Annotated in this window: 14 protein-coding genes; 1 reads left to right on the forward strand and 13 read right to left on the reverse strand. The window is 57.8% G+C overall.

What is annotated here, in order from left to right; genetic code table 11:
• Positions 1 to 27: 27 nt before the first annotated feature.
• The 9 genes from BMY73_RS08835 to BMY73_RS08875 all read right to left on the reverse strand — a co-directional run bounded on the left by BMY73_RS08835 (position 28) and on the right by BMY73_RS08875 (position 11,119).
• A complete protein-coding gene (locus BMY73_RS08835; protein WP_092406493.1) occupies positions 28 to 2,610 on the reverse strand; it encodes a pyruvate, phosphate dikinase in 2,583 nt (860 codons plus the stop codon).
• Positions 2,516 to 3,085, reverse strand: coding sequence for a hypothetical protein (locus tag BMY73_RS08840; RefSeq protein ID WP_092406495.1), 570 nt, complete (start codon positions 3,083 to 3,085; stop codon positions 2,516 to 2,518). The genes BMY73_RS08835 and BMY73_RS08840 overlap by 95 nt, the downstream gene beginning before the upstream one ends.
• A gap of 145 nt (positions 3,086 to 3,230) precedes the next feature.
• Positions 3,231 to 4,640 (reverse strand): hypothetical protein, encoded by a 1,410-nt coding sequence (locus BMY73_RS08845; protein ID WP_092406497.1) that lies wholly within the window; start codon positions 4,638 to 4,640, stop codon positions 3,231 to 3,233.
• A 34-nt stretch (positions 4,641 to 4,674) separates the two neighbouring features.
• Entirely contained in the window at positions 4,675 to 5,088 is a 414-nt protein-coding gene (locus tag BMY73_RS08850) for a PEP-utilizing enzyme (protein WP_092406499.1), read from the reverse strand.
• Between the two features lie 98 nt (positions 5,089 to 5,186).
• Positions 5,187 to 5,894, reverse strand: a complete 708-nt coding sequence (locus BMY73_RS08855; protein WP_092406501.1) for an HAD family hydrolase — start codon at positions 5,892 to 5,894, stop codon at positions 5,187 to 5,189.
• Between the two features lie 3 nt (positions 5,895 to 5,897).
• Complete coding sequence (locus BMY73_RS08860) at positions 5,898 to 6,896, reverse strand: DUF7064 domain-containing protein (RefSeq protein WP_092406503.1); 999 nt, start codon at positions 6,894 to 6,896, stop codon at positions 5,898 to 5,900.
• A 78-nt stretch (positions 6,897 to 6,974) separates the two neighbouring features.
• Entirely contained in the window at positions 6,975 to 8,498 is a 1,524-nt protein-coding gene (locus BMY73_RS08865) for a class I adenylate-forming enzyme family protein (RefSeq protein ID WP_092406505.1), read from the reverse strand.
• A 10-nt stretch (positions 8,499 to 8,508) separates the two neighbouring features.
• Entirely contained in the window at positions 8,509 to 9,615 is a 1,107-nt protein-coding gene (locus BMY73_RS08870; protein WP_092406507.1) for an NAD(P)-dependent alcohol dehydrogenase, read from the reverse strand.
• Positions 9,616 to 9,664: 49 nt separating this feature from the next.
• Positions 9,665 to 11,119, reverse strand: coding sequence for an aldehyde dehydrogenase family protein (locus BMY73_RS08875; RefSeq protein ID WP_218190150.1), 1,455 nt, complete (start codon positions 11,117 to 11,119; stop codon positions 9,665 to 9,667).
• 206 nt (positions 11,120 to 11,325) lie between these two features.
• Between BMY73_RS08875 and BMY73_RS08880 the strand changes: the two genes are divergently transcribed.
• Entirely contained in the window at positions 11,326 to 13,278 is a 1,953-nt protein-coding gene (locus tag BMY73_RS08880; protein WP_092406509.1) for a sigma-54-dependent Fis family transcriptional regulator, read from the forward strand.
• A gap of 425 nt (positions 13,279 to 13,703) precedes the next feature.
• On the opposite strand, the gene BMY73_RS08890 is transcribed toward BMY73_RS08880, so the two are convergent.
• The 4 genes from BMY73_RS08890 to BMY73_RS08905 all read right to left on the reverse strand — a co-directional run bounded on the left by BMY73_RS08890 (position 13,704) and on the right by BMY73_RS08905 (position 22,040).
• Entirely contained in the window at positions 13,704 to 16,463 is a 2,760-nt protein-coding gene (locus tag BMY73_RS08890; protein ID WP_092406513.1) for a helix-turn-helix transcriptional regulator, read from the reverse strand.
• A 294-nt stretch (positions 16,464 to 16,757) separates the two neighbouring features.
• On the reverse strand, positions 16,758 to 18,122 hold the full coding sequence (locus BMY73_RS08895) for a DUF1329 domain-containing protein (protein WP_175500155.1): 1,365 nt from the start codon (positions 18,120 to 18,122) through the stop codon (positions 16,758 to 16,760).
• Between the two features lie 15 nt (positions 18,123 to 18,137).
• Complete coding sequence (locus tag BMY73_RS08900) at positions 18,138 to 19,997, reverse strand: DUF1302 domain-containing protein (protein ID WP_092406517.1); 1,860 nt, start codon at positions 19,995 to 19,997, stop codon at positions 18,138 to 18,140.
• Positions 19,998 to 20,363: 366 nt separating this feature from the next.
• A complete protein-coding gene (locus tag BMY73_RS08905) occupies positions 20,364 to 22,040 on the reverse strand; it encodes a fatty acid--CoA ligase (protein WP_092406519.1) in 1,677 nt (558 codons plus the stop codon).
• Positions 22,041 to 22,074: the final 34 nt, after the last annotated feature.

Consider the following 22,074-nt stretch of genomic DNA (forward strand, 5'->3'; position numbering starts at 1 on the left):
AGGAGTTTTTGTTACGCAACCATTTCGTTATGAGGCGGCTTGCCCTAGCCGCAGACGGACCAGCTGCCACTGCTGCAAGGGAATGCCGAAGTGACGGTAGCCCAATTGGTACAGCGCCTGGACCAGATCCAAGTCGCTGGCAAGAGCGCAGTCGACGCCCACGCAAGCGTCGGCCTGTGCAGCCTGAGTTCCCAGTTGTGCGAGCAGGTCCTTAAGGAATGGCTTGAGCGCGCTCCGGGGATTCCTGCTCATTACACCCTGCTGCAAGAACTCATCGAAGCATGCCGAAGAGAAATATCGTTCGGCCAGGAACCCGTGAGAAGAGCGTACGATCTGGTCCATATCCAGCCACAGGCAGGCCCCTTGCGCATGCATTTCCGGCGCTGACGCGAGTCCCGCAACACTATTGATCGATACTCCACCCTTCAATGCCGGGAACGCCTCCAGTTCGCAGGCGTAGCGTTGCCATTCCTCGGTCTCCGTGACACCACTGAGGAGCACCGTGAGAGTCTTCTCTGCCTGCTGGCAAGCCTGTTCAAGACCTTCCAGGATAGGTCGATAGAAGCCCGGATGGCCAAGCGGCAGGTGCAAACGCGGGTCGAGCTCAGACCATCCCGGTACCAGATTTCGTGCACGTTCAGAACTCAGGCGTGGCAGGCGCAGGTAGATTGGGCCTTGGTCAATTTTCTCCAGCAGCCACCGGCCGATTTGTTCAGCGACACTGCATAACAGATCTGTGGCATCGGCCTGGGCGAATTCCGTTTGTCCTATTTTTGCGACGGCGCTGACCAGATCGTCGATTAATCCAAGGGTCTCGGCGACATCGGTCATGCCGATTACCGAAATGCTGAGTGCCTCTGATGGGAGCCTGTCGATCTCTTGCAGGTGACCGACAGAACACGACAGATTCGCTTGCGACAGTTCATCTGCCCAGGCCAGTAACTGGATCAGTTCAGGCGAACCGCCAAGGTTGTTCGTCAGTGGCAGATCGCCCGCGTAAACAATGCCCGCGGCCCCATCCATGGACAGATAGTCCCCTTCGCGATGAAGCTTGCCGTCGATCTCGAAGGTACGTGCCTGCAAGTCGATCTGGATCGACTCACAGCCCACCACGCAGGGTTTGTCCTGGGCCCGCGAGACAACCGCGGCATGACTCAAGCCGCCGCCTTTGGCGGTAACAATACCTTGCGCTGCGAGCATGCCACGAATGTCCATCGGGCTTGTGGTAGGGCGCAAAAGGATCACGCGCTGACCGCTGGCGGCCAGTTCTGCGGCACGGTCAGCATCCAGCACCGCCACACCAGCGGCATGGCCAGGGGATGAGCCAATGCCGTTGGTCAACACCTGTGCTACCGACAACGCCGTAGTCTCGAAGGTTGGCCGAAGCAATCGCTTGAGTTGGTCGGATGTGACCATGGTCAGAGCCTGTCGTGGAAGGATCAGGCCCTCGCGAACCAGATCGTTCGCAATCTTAACTGCCGCTGACGCAGTGCACTTGGCTGCACGGACTTGCAGCAGGTACAACGTACCCGACTCAACGGTGAACTCGATGTCCACCGAGTTATGGTAGATCGCCTCGAGGGTGCGTCCGTACTCCTCCAGATCGGAACACAGTGCTGCATGCTCACCGCTCTGGGTGTGCGCCAGATCGACGGGAGTGCTTTCACCAGAGACCAGGTCTTCGCCCTGGCGGCCAGTAAGATACTCGCCATACAGTTTGCGTTCTCCGGTGTTCGGATTGCGGGTAAAGGCCACACCTGATCCGGAGTTGGCATCGGAATTCCCGAACACCATTGCCTGTACCGTCACTGCCGTACCCAGGTCGTCAGAGATTCCAAGATGCTTACGGTAGGCCTTGGCACGCGAACTGTCCCAAGAGTCGAAGACGGCCTTCACTGCATGCAACAATTGTTCGTGTGGGTCCAGTGAGACTTGCTCACCGTCTTCCTCGAAGGAGCGCACCAGCGCCATCTCCAGCTGACTCAATGTTGCTTCGCTGGGGGATGCCTCGGCTTCTGTGCGTTGCGCGGTCACCCGACCGATGATTTCTTCACCATCAAGCCCTAGAACAATATCAGCGTACATGCGCCAGAAGCGCATCCAGGTATCGATAACGAACGCAGAGTTGCCACTCGCCTCGATCATGCGCCACGCAGCGCGGGCATCCAGCCCCAGGTTGAGCACCGTGTCCATCATTCCCGGCATACTGACCTGCGCCCCTGAACGCACAGAAACCAGCAGGGGCATACCTCCAGTGTTGAACGACTTGGCGCATTTGCCGCCCAACTGATCCATGGCCTCTCGTACTTGCTGGATCAATCTCTGCGGGAGTTGCTTCCCGGACTGACGATAAACGTGGAAAGCATCAGTGCCGATGGCGAAGGCTGGCGGAACTGGAATTCCTGCCTCCACCATGCGCGCCAGCCCTGTTGCCTTGCCCCCGAAACGGGCACTGTCCAGGGCGTCCAGATGTTCGATGTCCCACACAAACTGCTGCATGTTCATTGTCGTCACCTCACACATCACGGGGCCGGCCCACGACCGCCAGAATATCCTCATGGAACTCGAACCAGATGTTGTGCATTGAATCCAGGGTTGGATTGCACACATAGTCGAGTTGCCCTTTGTCGGCCAATGCCATCGCCCGCTCGAAGCGCTGGATGTAGCCCGCGTAGCGAGGGATTTCCATGACAAGTTCGCCCAGCGCGCGAATCATCCGTTCAACGATACGAACCATGCGCTCTCGGGCACGCTCATCACCCTCCGATGTTTGCCAATCCGATACGGCCTTGATGAACTGGACATTCAGGGTTTGTTCGAAACGCTCGTACCAGGCAATCACCCCCGCCGACACACGCATTGGCTGGTAGGTTAGTTGGTAGAACTCCAGCACTTTTTGAACACCTTCTGGCTGCATCAGGTAGGCATCGTTGATGTTGATGACGCGTTCAGCCTCGGCCTGTTCTGCGAGGATGTGAGTGACTGTTGCCAGGTCGTACCCGGTCACATCCGCCACATGGACGGGGGCTGCCATCTTGCGCAGGTAAATGGCATTCAATACGCAAAAAATCTGTTCGCTCAGCATGGTGCACCTGCATTGTTCAGTAGTGGCAAGGGCGCGACGCCAGAAGGCGTCTAGCGCCTTGCCTGGATATTACTTTGCGTCCACTTCAGCTGGACGAGGTATGCCGCACAGTCCGATTCCAGTCGGTTGGCAACCGTTTTAGCGGTCAGCTCCAGAAATACTTGGAGCGACGCAGGTCACTCCCTTCCGGGAAGGGCAGATAACCTTCACCGGAAAATATCTTTTGCGGCACTACCGTTTGGGCGAAACCTCGCTTCTTAATGTCGTAGTAGTAATTCGACACACGCTGATCTATTTCCCAGAAGTCATAGTCTTTGCAGGCCTTCTCATAGGTACCGGCTACGCGCAGGTGCGGCAGGATCATGTCGATGTAGTACACGTACATGCCGTTGGTGATCAGTTGCCGACGAGACATACGCGATAATTTTGAGTACAGGCCGAAGGTCGCCTGCTGGATACCCGTCAGCCGCTCGTCCAGCTTGTCGATCTTCACCGGGTAGATTCCGCTCATCGGGGTGTCCCACTTCTCGCGGACGAAAACCGCGCCACCCACCAGGTGCTCGATGTAGTTTGTCGGCCGGGTAAAGGTCGTGGAAATGTCGTTGACGCGAATCTCGTCCAGACTCATGCCTTCCGGGTCGATGACCATCAGCAAGGTGTAGCAGTGGGGCACATTCTCGCGGTCGCAGACATCGCTCCAGTGGTAGACATCTTCGTTGGTAAACAGGTCGCGGATGATCATCAACTTGCCATCCGGGAGCTCGTAAGGACCAGTGTCGCCCAGGCCCAGTCGGCAGTCGAAGTGATCAAGGAAAGCCAACAGCTCAGCGGCGGCATTGAAGCGCACGAAGCTTTCGAAGGCAGGACTGCCTTTTTCGAACGAATCAATATGTGGGGTCAGGCTGTCCAGCACGTCCTGATCGTGGATCGCGCAACGATAGCGGTCCTGGGAGTTCAGCAGGAAGCCGTCCTGGCGCTTGGACCACAACACACGCTGCATAAACTTGAGAATGTCGTTGCTTTCGGCGATGTAGTCCTGGGGTTTGATTGCTTCCAGGGCCAGCAGGCCGCAGCGGCCCATGCCGAAGCCTACCGCGCCGATGCTCCAGTCGTGCACTGAGTTAACCTTGGTGCCGATTTCGCGGCGGGCGGTTTCGCCGATCTTCATCACACCTTCGGCACCGACCTCATTAGTGGTCATGCGCAGAATTTCCGGCCAACGATAGAACTCGTTCATGAACGCGAGGATTTCGTACTCCTGGCGCGGAATCATGCCCGACTCGCCTTCGGTGGCTCGCATCACCAGAACGTCCCAAATGTTCCAGGCCAGGTAGTTGTTCAGGTCGTTCAATTCGTCGAGGGTGAACTGGTCTCTGAGCACGTCTTCGCGGCTGACCCGCTGCAGCACATTGCTCTTGGCCCGCTCCTTCATGATCCGGTCGCCGAGGATGCCATCTGGCACCGGTGGCATGCCCTTGAAGTTGCCTTGGTACAACAGATCCTGGAAACGTAGTCCTTCGTCGAACTCTTGATAGCGTTGTTTGTAGTTGCTCATCTTCGCGGCCTCTTATTGTTCTTGATTGGCGGGATTACAGGGCAACGATGCGCCCGATCTCGGGGTCGCTGCACTCCAGGCGTACGCGCCTGCCAGACAGAAACTCAATTATCTCGGCGAAGTGGCTTTTGTTGTCGCCGCCGGTGACGTAACGCTGGTTGCTATGCAGCAGGCTCGTGGTCATGACACATGGCATCTGGAACTCCCGGGAGAGGATGCCCAGATGGGACTCGGGCGCGCCGGACATAGTGATGACACCAATGGCACCCATGCTCAAAGCGGGGGAGAGAAAGGTTGTAGTGCCCCCTTGGACCAGCAGGATGTGCTCTTTCAGCTTGCCGCTCTGGATCAGCTTGATGACTGACTGCGGATCTGGCAGGTAGATGATTGTGCCTTCCGGGGACTTGCTGGTTTCGAAGCTGTTGAAACCTTGTGCGATGGTAGTCATGGGGATTTTCCTTAGATTTGTATTTGTAATGGAAATGTTTGTGAAACTTTACCTCGGGCAGGAGGTAGGGTTGATTCGCTGTCGAAGTCCGGGTGGCGCTACACCTCCTTCCCTGGAGCGAGAGGCAGCGATAGCGCGCTGAGTAACTCCTGAGGCCAATACACCACCTGCTCGGCACCCGCCTCCAGTAACTGCTTCTCGGAATGCAGGCCCCAAGACACGCCCACCACGCGTACGCCGCATTCCCGCGCATGACGCACATCCCCGACGGTATCGGTGATCATCATCACCTCGTCCGCCTGTAGCGCGGTCTCCTCGCGCTCTTCGAACCATGGCAAATCACGGCGTCGGGTGGCATAGGTCGGATCGGTCATGACCATGCGGATGGCCTCTCGTTTGTCTTGAATGACGTCGCCGGCAAATACTTGGGAAAAACATTGAGTGATTCCCGCCATGTCGGTGATTCTTCGAATCGCCTGCAAGGCATTGCTGGAGATAATCGCCAGCGCGTACTGCCCGGCACAGGCGCGGACCACATCCAGCATTCCCGGCACGAACGGTGGCAGGTAGTCATGGCGCATCAGTTCCAGAAAATGTGCCTGGGCTGCCTGCGCGGTGGATGGATCCTTGCAGTGCGCATGCATGGCTTCGAAAAAGTTGTTCTCGAACAGAGCGAAGTAATCCTGCTGCCGATCAATGCCCAGGCCGAACAGCTCATTTGTCTGGCGAAACAGTTGCCAGGAAGCTTCGCGGGTCTGCACCAGAGTGCCGTCCAGGTCAAAGAGAAGCGCACGTACCGGCTTCATTGTTTACTCCTCGATAATCGGCAAATGGCGCGTCATCGCCCGGCTGTTCAAGGCGGTCAGTTGGGGTAACTCGAAAAAGTCCTGGATTTCCCCGAAACCAGTCAGTCCTTGGCACTGCCACCGCGCCAGAACGTTAAACGACGTCATGTTCGGCCAGCACTGCCAAGGGAAGGTGGTCAGGCCGTTGGCTTCGAGCGTCCAGGTGCGGTCATCGCAATCGACCAGCTCCAGGGCGACCGTCTGCGCGTAGCGATCGCTGTGGCGGACGACTTCACCTGTCCCGGCCTTGAGGCCAAAAACGCGTCCGCGCTCGACCACATAGCCGTGGGTGAGGGAAAGCTGACGGCCATTATCTTCGGGGTCGAAACTGAAGATTGCATGCACCGCCAGGTCTCTCGAGAAGTGCGCGTGCAGCCAGCTCATGTTTGGCGAGCCGCGTTCCGGACGCGGTCCCCAGCTGTGGTCCATGGTCGAGATGCAATCGATGGGGATTACCCGCCCACGCAAGGTGACTGAGCCCGTGACGTGACCGGTCTGGTCAAAGTGCCCGTTGTAAGCGGTCCCCCAGGAAAAGTCATCGGCATGCAAGCTGACCATTGGGTCCATGTCCGGATCGTGGATATCGAAAGCCGGCATGATTGCGCGATAGGTCACGTCAATACGGGTACCCGCATCGTCGTCGAAGTCGATTTTCCATACGCTGTTTGGCTCCAGGCAAACCACATGCAGGCCGTTATCCAGGCGGTAGTCGAGCAAGTTACGTGGTGAGGGAATTGGCATCGCCGCTTGATAGTCGCAATAGTCAGCATGCCAAGGCGTGGTGGCCTGACCGGAGTTCATGCAGATCGTTGAGCTGACGATACCCAGATTGGTTCGAAACAGCGCATACACGCCTATGTTGAGATGCTCCTCCGCGTTGTAGAAACCGAAGAAGTTGGTCTCCGCCCAGTTGGTCTGGCCACTGTCGGGGGTATGGAATTGCGCATCTTCTGCATTGATCATGAAGCTCACCTATCGTTTGCGTTTGTTGTAATTATTCATCTCCCCTCCCCCGCAACGAACGGAAGAAGGTTAGGGATTTCAGGCGCGCAGTTCGCGCAGTTCGCGGCGCATGATTTTGCCGGTACTGGTCTTGGGCAGGCTTTCCACGAAAGTCACGCATCGCGGCACCTTGTAGGCGGCCAATTGGCCCCGGCAGAAGTCGAGGATTGAGCTTTCGCTGGCATTCATTCCGGGTTTGAGGACGATGAAGGCCTTGGCCAACTCGCCCTTGATCTCGTCATGGATGGGGGCCACCGCCACCATCGCCACGGCGGGATGGCTAGCCAGCACCTGCTCCAGTTCCGCCGGGTAAATCTTGTAACCGGCAGTGATGATCATGTCCTTCAGGCGGTCAACAATGCGGATGTAACCTTGCTTGTCGATGCATGCAATATCGCCAGTTCGCAACCAGCCACCCTCGAGCAGGTTGTCTCGGGTTGCCTGCTCGTTGCGGTAGTAGCCCTGCATGATCATCGGGCCCCGTACCAGTAGTTCTCCAGGTTCATTGGTATTCAACAGCCGTTCCGGGTTCTCGTAATCGACGACCTTGGCCTCGACTCCAGGAAAGGGTTGACCGACTGAGCCGTGCCGGTGCGGTAAGTAGGGCGAATGGGAAATCACAGGCCCGGCGGTCTCAGTCATACCCCACAGTTCCAGCAACGGACAGCCCATGGCGGCGACAATCTCCTCGATCTTGGCCGTCGGCATTGTTTGTCCGCCAACCGTGCAATGGAGCAGCGATGACAGGTCGGTTTGCAGAAAGCTGGGATCCACCAACATGTAATAGAACATGGTCGGTACACCCTCGAAGAGCGTAGCCTTGTGCCGTTGGATACTCTGCAACGCCCAGCTGGGGTCGAAGCGCTCACAGGTAATCAGCGTCATACCGACCAGGAAGCAGCTATTCATCACCACGTTGCCATATACATGCGGGAACGGCAGTGCGCTGACAACACGCTCACCGGGGTGGCGACCATGAACGGTGGCCGTTAGCGCAGTGCTTGTAAAAACGCAGCGGTGGCTGAGCATTGCGCCCTTGGGCTGGCCCGTGGTGCCAGAGGTGTAGCCGATGGTGAAGAGCTCCTCAGGATCGACCTCGACCGGCTCCACTGGCAGTGCATCGAACAGGGTTCGAAAGTCAGTAGCGCTTTTGGTTTCCCGTTGCTTCCCCTCGCGCAGCATACCTATCAGATGGGCATTGCGACTTTGATCGAAGCGCTCCAATGCTGCGCAGCGTTCGTCAGGAGCAATAACCGCGACAGCTTCGGAGTCAGTCAGCATATAGGCGACCTCCTCGATACTGAGCAGGAAGTTCGCGGGTACCACCACTGCGCCCAGACGGGCGATGGCGTAGTAAGCAACTATCCACTCCCAGCCATTGGGCAAGTGCAGCAGTACACGCTGCCCCCGCTTGACCCCGAGCTTGCGCAGACCGCCAGCGAAGGTTGCTGCGAGTTCATCAATTTGTTTGAAGCTCAGTTGTTCCTCGCCAATGATCAGCGCGGTGCGGTCGCCGAAACGCTGCGACGCACGTGAGCTCAGAGTACTCATTATTGCGTTCATCTAAATTCCCTCAGGTGTTGAAGCGCACCACGGCCTTGAGCACTTCGCCGTTCTCGGAATCCTTCACTGCCTGCTCGATTTGCTCGAAGGGGTAGAAGGAGATGAGCCGGTCAAAGGGAAAAGTGCCCTGGCGCCAAAGCTCGATGAGCTGGGGAATGAATATGTCGGGAACGCTGTCGCCTTCGATAATGCCGCGTACGGTGCGACCAAAGAGAATGCTGTTCATGTCCAGTTGCACTTCCGTACCCAGCGCGGCTGCGCCGATAAGACCGCAGACGCCCGTTTGTCGCAGAGCATCTACTGCCTGACGCAGGACCTTAGGCAGTGCGGTGCACTCCAGCGAGAACTGCACACCCTCGCCAGTTAACGCACGGATGGCGTCGACCGGATCTTGCGTGCCCGCGGCGATCACATGGGTGGCGCCTAGTTCCAAGGCAAGTTCCAGACGCGTCGAATTCATGTCCACGGCGATGATGGTGGTACAGCCGACCAGCTTTGCAGCCATGATCGCGGACAGTCCGACCGAGCCGACACCAAAGATTGCAATACTGCTACCAGCGCCGGGTTTCAGGGCGTTGATCACTGCGCCAGCGCCGGTCTGTATACCGCAACCTAGAGGCCCCATGATCTCAAGCGGTACGTCTTTTGGAATCTTTACCAGATTACGCGGTGATGCCAGCGCCATTTCGCCAAAGGAGGACTGGCAGAAGAAGCAACCACTCACGTTGTGACCTTGCTCATCCTGGTACGGGGTGCTGCCGTCCGGGCGGGCACCGCTGAAATTGCGCCCAAACAATTCCACACAATAGCCATTCAGCCCTTGCAGACAGTTGGCACATTCGCCGCAACTGGCATAAGTCATCACCACATGATCACCTGGGGCGACCTTGGTCACACGGCCGCCGACCTTCCTGACGATGCCGGCACCTTCGTGGCCGAGCACTGCGGGCAATGGCACAGGGTAATACTGGTCGCGCACGACGATATCGGTGTGGCAGATGCCGGTGGCGACAATCTCAACCAGCACTTCGTCTGCCCGCGGCTCTTCGAGCTGGAGTTGCTCGATTCCAAAGGAGCCGAATTTTTCGCGAACGACAGCGGCTTTTACCTTAAGCATGGTTGCGTCTCCTATTGTTCTTGTTCTGGAATACTGCTGCTGAGTCCGGTTACAGCGGTCGGCTCATGACGGTCTGGACGTTGGTGTATTCACTCAGTCCGTCGAGCGCGTTCTCGATTCCCAGCCCCGATTGTTTGTGGCCACCGAAGGCGATATGTGGCGAGAAAACGTGGACCTGATTGATCCATACGGTACCAGCCTGGATTCTCTGGGCTACCGCCTGGGCTTGCGCCAGATCACGGCCCCAGACTGATGCGGCCAAGCCGTATTCAGTGTTGTTGGCACGCTCGACTACTTCGTCGATGGAGTGGTAGCGCAACAGTGGAAGTACCGGGCCGAAGGCTTCTTCGACCACGCAGCGGGCGTCGTCCGGCGGGTTATCGATCAGCGTGATGGGGATGAAATAGCCTTTGCCGCGCGGCACTTCGCCGCCGGCCAGGAAACGCAGACCGGCATTCCGGCTGCTTTCGATCAGCCCGCACACTTTGTCGTATTGCATTTGGTTCTGCAGCGGGCCGAGCTTGGTTTCCGGATCCAGACCATTGCCGAGCGTAACCTGTGCGGCGTATTCACTCAGAGCGTGCGCCACCTCGTCGTAGATCGAGTCGTGGATGTACAGGCGCTTGGTCGCCACACAGAACTGCGCGCTATTCTGGAAGGCGGCCCAAAACAATTCTTTGGCAATCGCGTGCGGATCCACGTCCGGTAAAACGATCGCCGGATCATTGCCCCCAAGCTCCAGAGTGACGCGCTTAATGTTACTAGCAGCGCTTTTCATCACCAGTCGACCGGTGGCGGTAGAGCCAGTGAAGGAGATCTTGTCGACCTGCGGATGTTCAGTCAGCCACTGCCCCATCTCATTACCACCGGCGACGACGTTCAACACGCCGGGAGGTAGAATTGCCTGGGCCAGTTCGCCGAACCACAGTGTGCACAGAGGAGTGTAGGGGGATGGCTTGACTACCAGCGTATTGCCGGCGAGCAGTGCTGGGGCGATTTTCCACAGCGCCAGGAGCATCGGAAAGTTCCACGGTGTGATAGCACCCACCACGCCCAATGGAACATGACGGGTCACTACTCGACCTTCGGCATCATCGCGAATCACCTTTTCCGGCAATGATTGCTTGGCGATCTCCTGTAGCCAATGGATGCAGCCGCCGATTTCCCACTCGGCGCCGGCACGTGCCTTGCCCTGCTCCAGGGTCAGCAAGCGCATGAAATCTTCCTGGTACAGGGTAAGCATCTCTGCCAGCTCGGTAATCTTGCTCTGACGATAGGCTAGCGAAGTCTGGCTCCATGCGGGAAAAGCGCTCCGGGCACTTTCCACGGCTGCTTCGAGTTCTTTTCGACCACCTGCTGAGTGCTCAGCGAATACCTCGCCCGTTGCCGGGTTAATGACCCCCTGGCGTTCGGTATGGACAGACATGCCGGCGATAGTAAGGGGGAAACGAGTATTGGGCAGTAGCGGTTTGGTATTCGCAGGTGTTTTTCGAAGCTGGCTCATTTTTATTCTCTCAACAGGGGCCGTGTTAATTTCCGCCAAGGTAGCTCTGTCATGAGAAATAGCAGAATGCGTGCCACAACCTTAATACATTGTTATTCAAGGAATTTTTTCAGGATTGCGATAGATGAGTGTGCAGTCTCTAGACAATTTCGGCGTGAAGTGTAGTTTTTTCGAACAGTCTTCTTTGCAGCTCCAAAGTTCGACTCATGGACGAGATAGACCTGCGTAGGGAGTCGGTGCATGATGAAAGAAAAAAAGAGGTCCGCACCATGCCGTTGATCTCCAGCATTACGCAGGAGTCCCTTCTGAAAGCCCGCGAAGACTTTGCCGAGGGGCTGGAGATTCCTCCTAACCTGATTCCCGATGCCTTGGCACTTTCCTGGGAGCGTTCGCGCAGCGCCGGCCTCACGCCCTATAGTCGCGGCCTAGACAAAGTTCTGCCCGAACGTTTGAAAGTCGAGCAGACCCTTGAGGATAATCAGTGGCTGATCAGCCACGTGCAGCCCGAAATGCAGTTGCTCTGGCAATCACTAAAAGACCCATACTGGACACTGTTGTGCATCAACAATCAGGGCTTGATCATCCATCACCACAATTCCGAGTCCGCAACTACTCCTACCCTGAAATACCTGAGCACCGGGCGTGTGTTACTGGAAAATGAAATCGGGACAACCGCACCAGGTTGCTCGCTGCGTGAAGGTCGGCCCATTATCGTGGACTCGAACCAGCATTACCTCAGCGAACTCGATAAATTCTTCTGCGCTGCTGTACCGATCCGCACTCCGGAAGGCCACTTGTTGGGTGTGCTGGATGTAACTGGAGTGGACAGTCAGCCCCCTCTTTGGTTACAAGAACGCCTCAACCTGACAGCCCTGGCCATCGAGAACCGTCTGTACCTTGATTTTCAGGATTGTTCGCTCCTGCACGTACATGCCGATCCACGATTAATCGACACCCCACTTGAAGGCATCATCGCCGTCGACCCGGAAGGTCGCCTGCTTCATGCCAACCGAAGTGCCAAGTGTTTGCTTGGCCTGGATCAGGAGAGCGCCTTAAAGACATCGACCTCGTTGGAGACCCTGTTTGGCGTTCGGGGTCAGCGGATCTTTGACAAACTACGGATGTTTCCAGACGAAACCCACTCAATACCGTTGATTAATGGTCATCCGCTCTTCGCTCGCCTGCGAAGCCCGACGGAACGAGTTCACTCTCTGCAGAGCGCAGCGATTTTATCAAGTTCTGGCCGACCACCATCGCGTGCATTTGCTCATGATTTGATATTGGAAAAAGCCTTCAAAATGGCGAGTCAGGCATTCGCAGGTGAAGTTCCAATCCTGATGCAGGGCGAGACGGGCACTGGCAAGGAAGTCTTCGCTAAAGCACTGCACGATAACCTCGCAGCCACCGGTCCATTCGTAGCCATCAACTGCTCGGCGATTCCCTCTAACCTGATCGAGGCCGAACTTTTTGGCTACAGTGATGGTGCCTTTACCGGCGGGCGAAAAGGAGGGGCAATCGGCAAGATCGAGCTGGCCAACGGTGGCACGCTATTCCTCGACGAGATCGGCGACATGCCACTAGACATGCAGACTCGCCTGCTGCGCGTGCTGCAGGAACGCAATCTCTGCCGCATCGGCGATACGCGCGTTATCCCGCTGGATTTTCGACTGCTCAGCGCTTCCCACCGGAACCTGGAGGCACTTGTGGCAGAGCATACATTCCGCGAGGATCTGTTCTACCGTATCAACGGTTTTTGCGTGACACTTCCAGCCCTTCGTGAAAGAAGCAACCTTGCAGCGCTGATCGACGATTTGTTGCAACAACTCTCTCCGGATCTCCCCAAGACGCTATCACCGGCAGCACTGAAAGCACTGCTTGATTACTCTTGGCCCGGCAACGTTCGCCAGTTGCAACAAGCACTGAAAGTGGCCTGTATTTTCAGCGGCGAACAGAGTCTCATCGATATAGAGAACTTCCCTCCAGATCTGCAAGGCAAATTGCTGTCCAATCGGGACCAAAATTCGGGCCAATCCCCTCTCAAACGCTTAGAGATTGATGCCATTCATAAGGCCCTGGCACAGAATCAGGGCAACATCTCGGCGACAGCTAGCCAGTTAGGGCTTTCCCGATCGACCTTGTACAAAAAACTTCGTTGCTGATCTTCCACAGGGGATAATGTTTTCACGGTGCGAAGCAGCCTATAGGCAGATAACGGCAATCAGCGGGCACGCACCAAGCTCCGAGCGGCGGTTGTGTTAAGAGGCCCATTTGAATCTGGCGTGCAGATGGCCCCGTAGCCTCAGTACCTGTGGGAGCGAGCTTGCTCGCGAATGCTCAGGTAAGGCCGATGCAGATGCGAGGGTGCGATACCCGCGCAGACCGCCTCTACGGTACGAGCATACTCAACAGCACCAAAGCCAAGGGCCCGATGTATACCCGTGCATGCAGTTGATCCGCAGAGGCGAGAACGATAGGCCGTTTCCGCTCCACGCACTTGAGCGTTCGAGCCGCAAGATTGGGCCGTGCGGCCCCCCGAAAAGAGCCCATGTCGAAAATAATCGGCACTTTAATACCGATCATTTACTTATCCGAGCAACCCCAGCTCTTGAGCTTTCGCCACCGCCTGAGTCCGGCGTTCGACCCCCAGCTTGCTGTTAATGTGGCTCGCGTGGGTTTTGACGGTGTGCAGGGAAATGAAGAGCCGTTCGCTGATTTCCTGATTCGAACACCCCTGAGCGATGAGTTGCAATACGCCAAGTTCGCGGGCGCTGAGCGAATCATTGCCATGGCAGGCTGACGGCTCGCTGACATGGCGCGCACACGGCATGTCTTTGCCAATGCCGGGAGGCAGTTGACTGAGCAGGTACTCGACGAGCCGACATGACGGGCGTTTGAGCAGTTGTTCACGCAGCCACTCCGGATATTTGCGGATCAGCCCCAGGAACGGCAGCACCGCGCCCCCGGTCGCGGCCTGGACGCAGCGCTCAAGCAGGCGTTGAGCCTTGGGCCGGTCGGCCATGTCCAGCGCCAGCAGGATGTGCTGGTTCATCGCACTCAACCCCAGCAGCCCGGCCCCCATGTGCCGGGCGCGCTCTTCAAGACGGGTCAAACGCTGGATGGACTGCTCGGCCCGACCCTGAACCGTATCGAGCATCGCACTCAGCAATTCGATGTGTTGCGGCATTTGCGGAAAGCATTCCGGGGCCGCTGCCGGGTGATCGCCACCGTAGGTCTGCCCGAGACGCAGCAGCCAGGCATCGGCCAGGTCGATACGCCCCTGCGCCAGCCAGAGCTCGCACTTGGAGAGGGTAATCATGGCGAGGTAGTACACCGGCGGCACGTCCCAGATGTGCATCAGCCGCTCAGCCTCGGCAAGCTCGGCGAAGGCCTCAGCGAAGCGCCCTTCCCGCCCTTCCAGCCCTGCGATCACGCAATGGCCGATCAGCACGCTGATGTCGCGACAGGCACGGGCCTCGGCCAGACCGGCATTCAGTCGGGCGCGTCCGGCATCGGGTTGCAGAAACTGCACGAGCAGATAGCCCTCGTACAGCGTCAGTCGCGCGCGCACCGCGTACAAACGCTGGGAAGAAAGCCCGTTCAGACGGCGCAGTCCTTGGCGCACCTCATCAAGCGAGCGCAACGCTTCGCCCCTGGCGTGCAAGGTCCGCGCGCGATCGTAGTGCGCCAATGATTCGAACAAGGGATTCGCGACCCGTTGTGCCAGCTCCAGCGCGTCTCGATTCAACGCCCGGGCTCGCCACAGGTCGCCTTCAGTAATCGCCAGATTCGCCAGGGTCGACAAGCACAGCAGTCGTTGCCCGTAGCGTTTTTGCGGAAGGCTTGCCAGCGCCTCACTGCAATAACGGTGCGCGGTTTCGCTGTCACCACGGCCTCGGGCGATGATGCCGCTGAGCGCCAGCCACTGGGCGAGCATGGATTTCTGCGCCGTCGCAGACGGGGCAGGCAGGAACCGGCTGAGCTGATTGCCCAGTTCTTCTGCAGCGTCGAGTTGGCAGGCCAGCCCCAGCGCCCAGGCATACAACACGATCAAACGCGGCGTGCTGACCAGCAGGCTGTCGGGCAAGTCCATCTTCCAGCGCAGTAGCATGCCGACGTTTTGCTCGGCAAGCAGTTGCTCTTCCGAGAGGTTTTGCACGAGGTTGGCTGCGACGTCCAGATGACCGGCGCGCAATGCCTGCTCAATCGCTTCGTCGAGCAAACCTTGCTCGCTGAACCAGCGGCAGGCATTCAAGTGCAGACGTCGTTGTTGTGGCGCGACGCTGGTGCCGGCGCGCGCACGCAGCAGGTCGGAGAACAAATGGTGGTAGCGAAACCAGCGCCCGTGCTCGTCCAGCGGCACGAGAAAAACCTGATGGGCTTGCAGAAAGCTCAGCATCTCAGCACTGTCATGGCTGTCCCGCGCCGCGTTGCACAGCGAACTGCAGAAGCGCTCCAGACATGCTGTCTCATAAAGGAAGGCCTGAACATCCGCAGGCAGGCAATCGATGACCTCCTCAAGCAAGTAATCACGGATCAGCCCTTCGCCACCATTGAGCTCCTGGGTCAGCGTGTTGCTGCCGGCCTCAGCCGCGGCCAGCAGCCAGAAGCGCAAACCGGCCACCCAGCCTTCACTGCGCTGCAGCAGCGTGTGCAGCGCCTCCTCGGTGAGGGCACTGCTGTGATGATCGAGCACCGCCAGGGACTCGTCGTCAGTCAGGCGAAGGTCTTGCTCGGACAGATCCAGCAACTGGCGTGACAAGCGAAGCCGCGCCAGGTGCCAGTCCGGCCTCTGACGGCTGGTGACCATGACGATCAGGCCGGCGGGGAGGTGGTTGAGCAGAAACTGCAGGCAACGATCGAGCACCGGGCCTTGAACGAGATGATAGTCGTCGAGCACCAGCAACAGGGGTTTGCTCAACATCAGGTGCATCGCCAGTTCGTCCAGCAGGCTGTCGAGCCACTCTTCAAAAGCAAAGGGCTGATGACGCTGACGCATTTTCAGCAGGCCAAGTGCCTGACCGCCGAGCTGGGGAAAAAACTGTTGAAGACCGGCCAACAGGCGCTCAAGAAAACGCCCGGGTTCACTGTCGCGCTGACTCAGACCCAGCCAGAGGTTTTGCCATTGTTCAGGAAGGTTCTGACAGAATTCCACGGCCAGCGAGCTCTTGCCGAAGCCGGCCGGCGCGCTGATCAACAACAGGCGGCCAGACAATCCCGCACTCAGCCGTTCGCACAGTCGCGGTCGGGCAACATAGCCTTCGGGGAGGGGTGGACGGAAGAAACGTCCTTCCAACGCAGTGACTGCGTGATTTGCGAATCCTTGCAAACGCGACAGATCAGTCATGGCCGGCTCTTGTTAGAAGTGCTTGTTATTCGGCGTTCAGATGTCGGGAGACTAGCGGCTAAGTCAGCGCTTTTGAAGTTTGTTAGACGAAAGACTGTAAGAAAACATATCCAATCAACAGGGCGAATGTTGCTTTATATGTTTGGGGAGGGGGACCTGAAAAAACACCCCGACGAATCGGGGCGTTTTCTTTTTGCGCTATGGGGTTCAACCATAGGGTAAAGCGGCGGAGGACAACAGTGCGCTGTCGCTGTGATCAACGGTGCACGACTCTCCGCCCAATCGGTGACACGATCAGCGAACACCTTCCTGACGCAGGGCGTTTGGCTGGAAGTCGCTGGTGCTGGCCGTGAAGCCGAAGTCGTAAGCACGCTTTTCTTCGTTCTTCATGCCCAGCGCCAGGTAACGACCGGACTGCAGGTCGTACAGGGCTTCCAGGGCATACCACGGCACCTGCTTGTCGTAATAGTTCTCGGCATGGGCCTCGGCGACACGCCACAGCTGACCACGACCGTCGTAGTGGTCGATCACCGCCGCTTGCCAGGTGTCTTCGTCGATAAAGAAGTCACGTTTGGCGTAGATGTGTCGTTGACCTTCTTTCAGCGTGGCGGTCACGTGCCAGACGCGGCGCAGTTCATACCGCGCCAGGTCCTGGTTGATGTGGCCAGCCCTGACGATGTCGGCGTACTTGAGCTTGGGGTCGTCGAGCTTGTAGCTGTCCGAAGCGATGTACATCTCCTGCTTGCCGATCAGTTTCCAGTCGTAGCGATCCGGCGCGCCGTTGTACATGTCCAGGTTGTCGGAAGTCCGCAGACCATCAGCCGCCGTACCCGGGCCGTCATAGGACACTTGAGGCGCACGACGCACTCGACGTTGACCGGCGTTGTAAACCCACGCCGCGCGCGGCTCTTTCACCTGATCGAGGGTTTCGTGCACCAGCAACACGGAGCCTGCCAAGCGTGCGGGTGCGGTCACTTCCTGCTTGAAGTAGAACAGAATGTTCCCCGGATTCTGCGGGTTGAAGTCCTTCATCTTGTCGCGGAAGACAAACTGGTCCTCGAAGTACACCGGGCTGAACGAACCGTTGGTCTGCGGCGTGACCTGCACCACCAGCCGCTTCACGCTGCCGCCGCGATAGCGGGTGATGTGGTTCCAGATCACTTCCAGGCCGTCTTTCGGAATCGGGAACGGCACCGCTGTTTCGAAGTTTTCCAGCCCGTTTCCGCCCCCCACCAGCTTGGTGTTGACGGCATTTTTCTTGATCGCGGCGAATACGTCAGCGGGCACGGTCGCGCCCCGATGGGACGGATAGACCGGCATTTTGAAACTGTCCGGATAACGCTTGAACATCGCGTATTGGCCCGGTGCCAGATTGTTCTTGTACTGCTCGACGTTCTGCGCCGTGATGATGAACAACGGCTTCTCGTTAGCGTACGGGTTGGCAAGGAAGCCTTTCGCATCCACTGCGCCCGCATTGGTCGGCATCGGACTCCAGGCCGGAATGGTGTTGGCAGCGTTACCCGCCTTTTCCGCGCCCATTGGCGTCAGCGTCGTGCCCAGCTTGGCGGCTTCATCGGCAGAGACTGCCGCCATCACGCCGGTCGCCAGTAACGACAGACTCAGAACCCCAATGTGCAACAGACCCTTTTTTATTTTCATGTTCATAAGTCGTCCTTAGAAGTTCATACCGAAGCTGAGCGCCACGAAGTCGCGGTCATCCACTGTGGAGTACTTGCCGTCGAAGAAGTTGGTGTAGGAAAGGTTGGCGGTATAGGTGTTCTGATATTCCGCTTCCACCCCCAGACTGACTGCCTTGCGGCCTTCTTCGAAGTTGCCGCCAGGGCCGGGCGAATAGCCGCTGACGTCATGGGACCAGGCCACGCTTGGCTTGAGGTTCACGCCGGCGAACACGCTGTTGTAGTCCCAGATGGCGCGAGCGCGGTAGCCCCAGGACGTGGACGTCGTGTAGCCATCGTTATTGCAGTTAGTGTTCAAGCCGGCCGCATTGGGCAGGCCGCCGCCCTGAGCGGTCGAATTATTGAGCACATTACAGAAATTGCCGGGCAGCGATCCGGGGCCGAATACGGGGTCCCGGCCATAACGCGCATCGGATTTGCTTTCCAGTCCACCCACATGTGTAACGCCAACTTCCGCCACGGTGGTCAGACGGCTTGCGCCCATTACCTGATCAAAGAAGTGCGTCAAGGTCGTCTGGAACTGAGTAATTTCCTTACGGTTGTAGCCGTGGAGGTCCTGACCCGGTGTGCCGGAAAGCACGGAAGCATTTGCAAAACCCGGGATCGGCGTGACGCCCGCATAGAGGATATCGGTGGTACTCAACTGCACGGGCGCATTAGGGCGGTAGCTCAACTCTCCGCTCCATGCCGTGCCGGTAGGCAGCGTGGTCGAGAAGCTCAAACCGTACAGGCGAATGTCTTCCGGGTATTCAACGAAGTAGTTGGAGTTGCCCGCGACGACCAGTGGGCGCAACGCCGCCAATGGTCCCAATGGACGGGTAAACGCTGCCCCAGGCGCGCCTTGCGCACTGAAAATTGGGCTACGGCTGTGGTAGTTCATGAAATAAGCGCCGAATTCGGTATCCAGCGGCTCGAAGTTATAGTGCATGGCCACACCAAACTGGCCACTGTCTCGAGCGTCACGGTCTGGACCACGACGTACGAGCACACCTTCGTTGTTCACGTTCACGCCGAGTGCAGTCAGGGTGGGCAAGGCTGCCGCTGGAATGGTCGAGCGTTTGTTCAAGACGCGCAGGTTATCGCTGCAACCGTCGGCAATGACGTCAGGTTGCGAAAAGAAGGTTCCGCAGTTGTCGACAACGGTCTGATCCCACTCCAACTGGTAGAACGCTTCGGCCGACAGGTTCTCGGTCAGGCTCTGGGACACATAGAACATGTTGACGGGAATCAGGCCTTCCTTGATTTCCGAGCCAGGACGGCGGAACGCGGACACATCGATAGGGTTGATCGAGTTGATACCGCCACCAATGAATGTACTTTCACCCCAACTGATGACCTGCTTACCGAAGCGCACGGAGCCTGGCTCATCGGCAATGGAGTAGTTGTGGTATACAAATGCGTCGAGCAACTGGAAACCCGAGGACTTGGCGCCCTCTTTGCGACCTGAATCGCTGATGTCCTTGAACTCGCGGCCTTCATCCTTAAGCTCGAAGTCGTACCAGTACTTCCCACGCATGAACACGCCCGTGTCCCCGTATTTCAGCTCGAGATCGTGTACGCCTTTGAAAATCTTCGAGAAGGTTTCACCCCGCTTGAAGTTCAAATGACCGTCGTCGGAAGTCTGCGACAGCCCCCTGCCGCCGTTGTTTACGCCGATTAGATCCTTGTTGGGCTTGGCGGTCGACCAACTGGCGCCAATGGAGAGCGACGAGTCGAAACTACCTTCGATTTCACCGATGTTGAAACTGACGCCGAATGCAGGACCGGCGAGCGTAGAAGCGAGACTGACGGCCAGAGGCAGTTTTGCCTGGCGCCAGAACAGGTTTGCTGATGTCATCGACGCTACTCCATGTGCTTTTATTTTTATGGCAGTGGGTGCTTCCAGAAACGATTCAGGCGCACGGGTCCGCAGTGCCTGGGTGTCAACGCTTGTTCGGGCAGCCCATGTAAAGCTGCTAAACGACGTGGCGTTTTTCTCCGGTCCCAACCTACTGCCGACTATAGCCAGCAGGTGCTACTGCTTGATCCCTCTAAAGTGTGATTTGCAGCGTCGAAGCGTCTGGAACGGCGATTTCGACGTGCTGACCGGCGCGGCAGGGGGAGGATGACTGAATTTCGGGATTTGGCAAGGGAGAGGCCGGGCGAGAGCCCTCGCAGCACATTGCCATGACCGGAATCAGGGCAATGTGCGCGAAAAACAACGTTAGAGGGTAGAGAGGAAAGCGCTGTTGGTGCTCTGCCATTCGATGATGTCGAGACGGATCCGCTTCTTGTCGAGCTTGCCGACACTGGTCTTGGGAATTTCGGTAACAAGGGCGATCTGGCTCGGAATCGCCCACTTGTTGATGTGCCCCTGTTCCACGAACGGCTTGAGATGGTCCTTCAACGCTTTGGCATCTATAACGTGCCCCTCGTGCGCGACCAGCAGCGCAAAAGGCCGCTCGCCCCACTGTGGATCGGCAATGCCCACCACCGCCACTTCACGCACGCCCGGATGACGGCTGCACAGGTCCTCCAGCTCCAGCGATGACACCCACTCGCCGCCGGTTTTGATCACGTCTTTAATGCGGTCACGGATGTCGATGCCGCCCATGCTGTCCAGCGTGGCGACATCTCCGGTGTGCAGCCAGCCGCCCGCCCACAGCTCGGCGCCCTTCTCGGGTTCGCGGTAGTACCCTTCGGTAAGCCACGGCGCGCGCAGCACCAGTTCGCCTTGCGTCTCGCCATCGGATGGCAGGAAGTTGCCATCGCCATCAATGATCGCCGCTTCAACCAGTACGCCCGGCGCGCCGGCTTTGATCCGGTACGTGGTGCGCTCGTCTTCGCTGCCCGCCATCAATTCGTCGTTCAGGTGCGCCACCGACACCAGCGGACCGGTCTCGGACATGCCATAGGCCGCGGTCAGCTGAATGCCTTTGGCCTTGGCCGCTTCGTAGAGCGAACGGTTGAGCGAGCTGCCGCCGATGATGATGTTCCAGCCGGTAAAATCCACGTCTTTGGCGGCCTTGGCGTTGAGCACCATCTGCATGATGGTGGGCACGCAGTGCGAGAAGTTCACCTTCTCTTTGCTCCACAATTCGACCAGCAGTTCCGGGTCGTACCGGCCAGGATAAACCTGCTTCACCCCGAGCATGGTCGCCGCGTAGGGCACACCCCAGGCATGAACGTGGAACATCGGCGTGATGGGCATGTACACCTTGTCGGTACACAGCAACCCCTCGACGCTGCCCATTATCGTGGCGACGGCCATGGTGTGCAGCACCAGTTGGCGATGGGTGAAATACACACCTTTTGGATTGCCGGTGGTGCCGGTGGTGTAGAACGTCGTCGCCACCGAGTTCTCATCGAAGTCCTCGAAATCATATTTCGGACTGGCTGCGGCCAAAAGCGTTTCGTACTCACCCACCAGGTTTGGCAAGTCGGCGGTCTTGTCGCCGGTGTCGCTGATCAGCAAGGTCTTTTCAACGGTGGTGAGCTTGCTTTCAAAGCATTTGTAGAGCGGCAGGAACTCGCTGTTGACCAATACAAGCTTGTCTTCGGCGTGGTTCATGGTGAACAGGATCTGATCGGGAGACAGGCGCACGTTGATGGTGTGGATCACCGCGCCAATCATGGGGATCGCAAACATGCATTCCAGATACCGGTGGCTGTCCCAATCCATGACAGCCACCGTGTCGCCCGCTTTCACCCCTGCCTCTGTCAGCACGTTCGCGAGGCGACAGATGCGCTCGTTGAGCGTCAGGTACGAGTAGCGTGATCGGTCCCGGTAAACGATTTCCCGGTTTTTTTCATAGCGGCTGCCGGACATCAGCAGGCGTTTGATCAACAGAGGGTACTGGTATGCGCCCTCGGCTGGCGGAATCACGCGTGTCTGCAGCATAGGAATCCCTTTTCAAGATGCATGTGCGGTGCTG

The sequence above is a fragment of the Pseudomonas sp. NFACC02 genome (assembly GCF_900110765.1).
Classification (GTDB): Bacteria; Pseudomonadota; Gammaproteobacteria; order Pseudomonadales; family Pseudomonadaceae; genus Aquipseudomonas.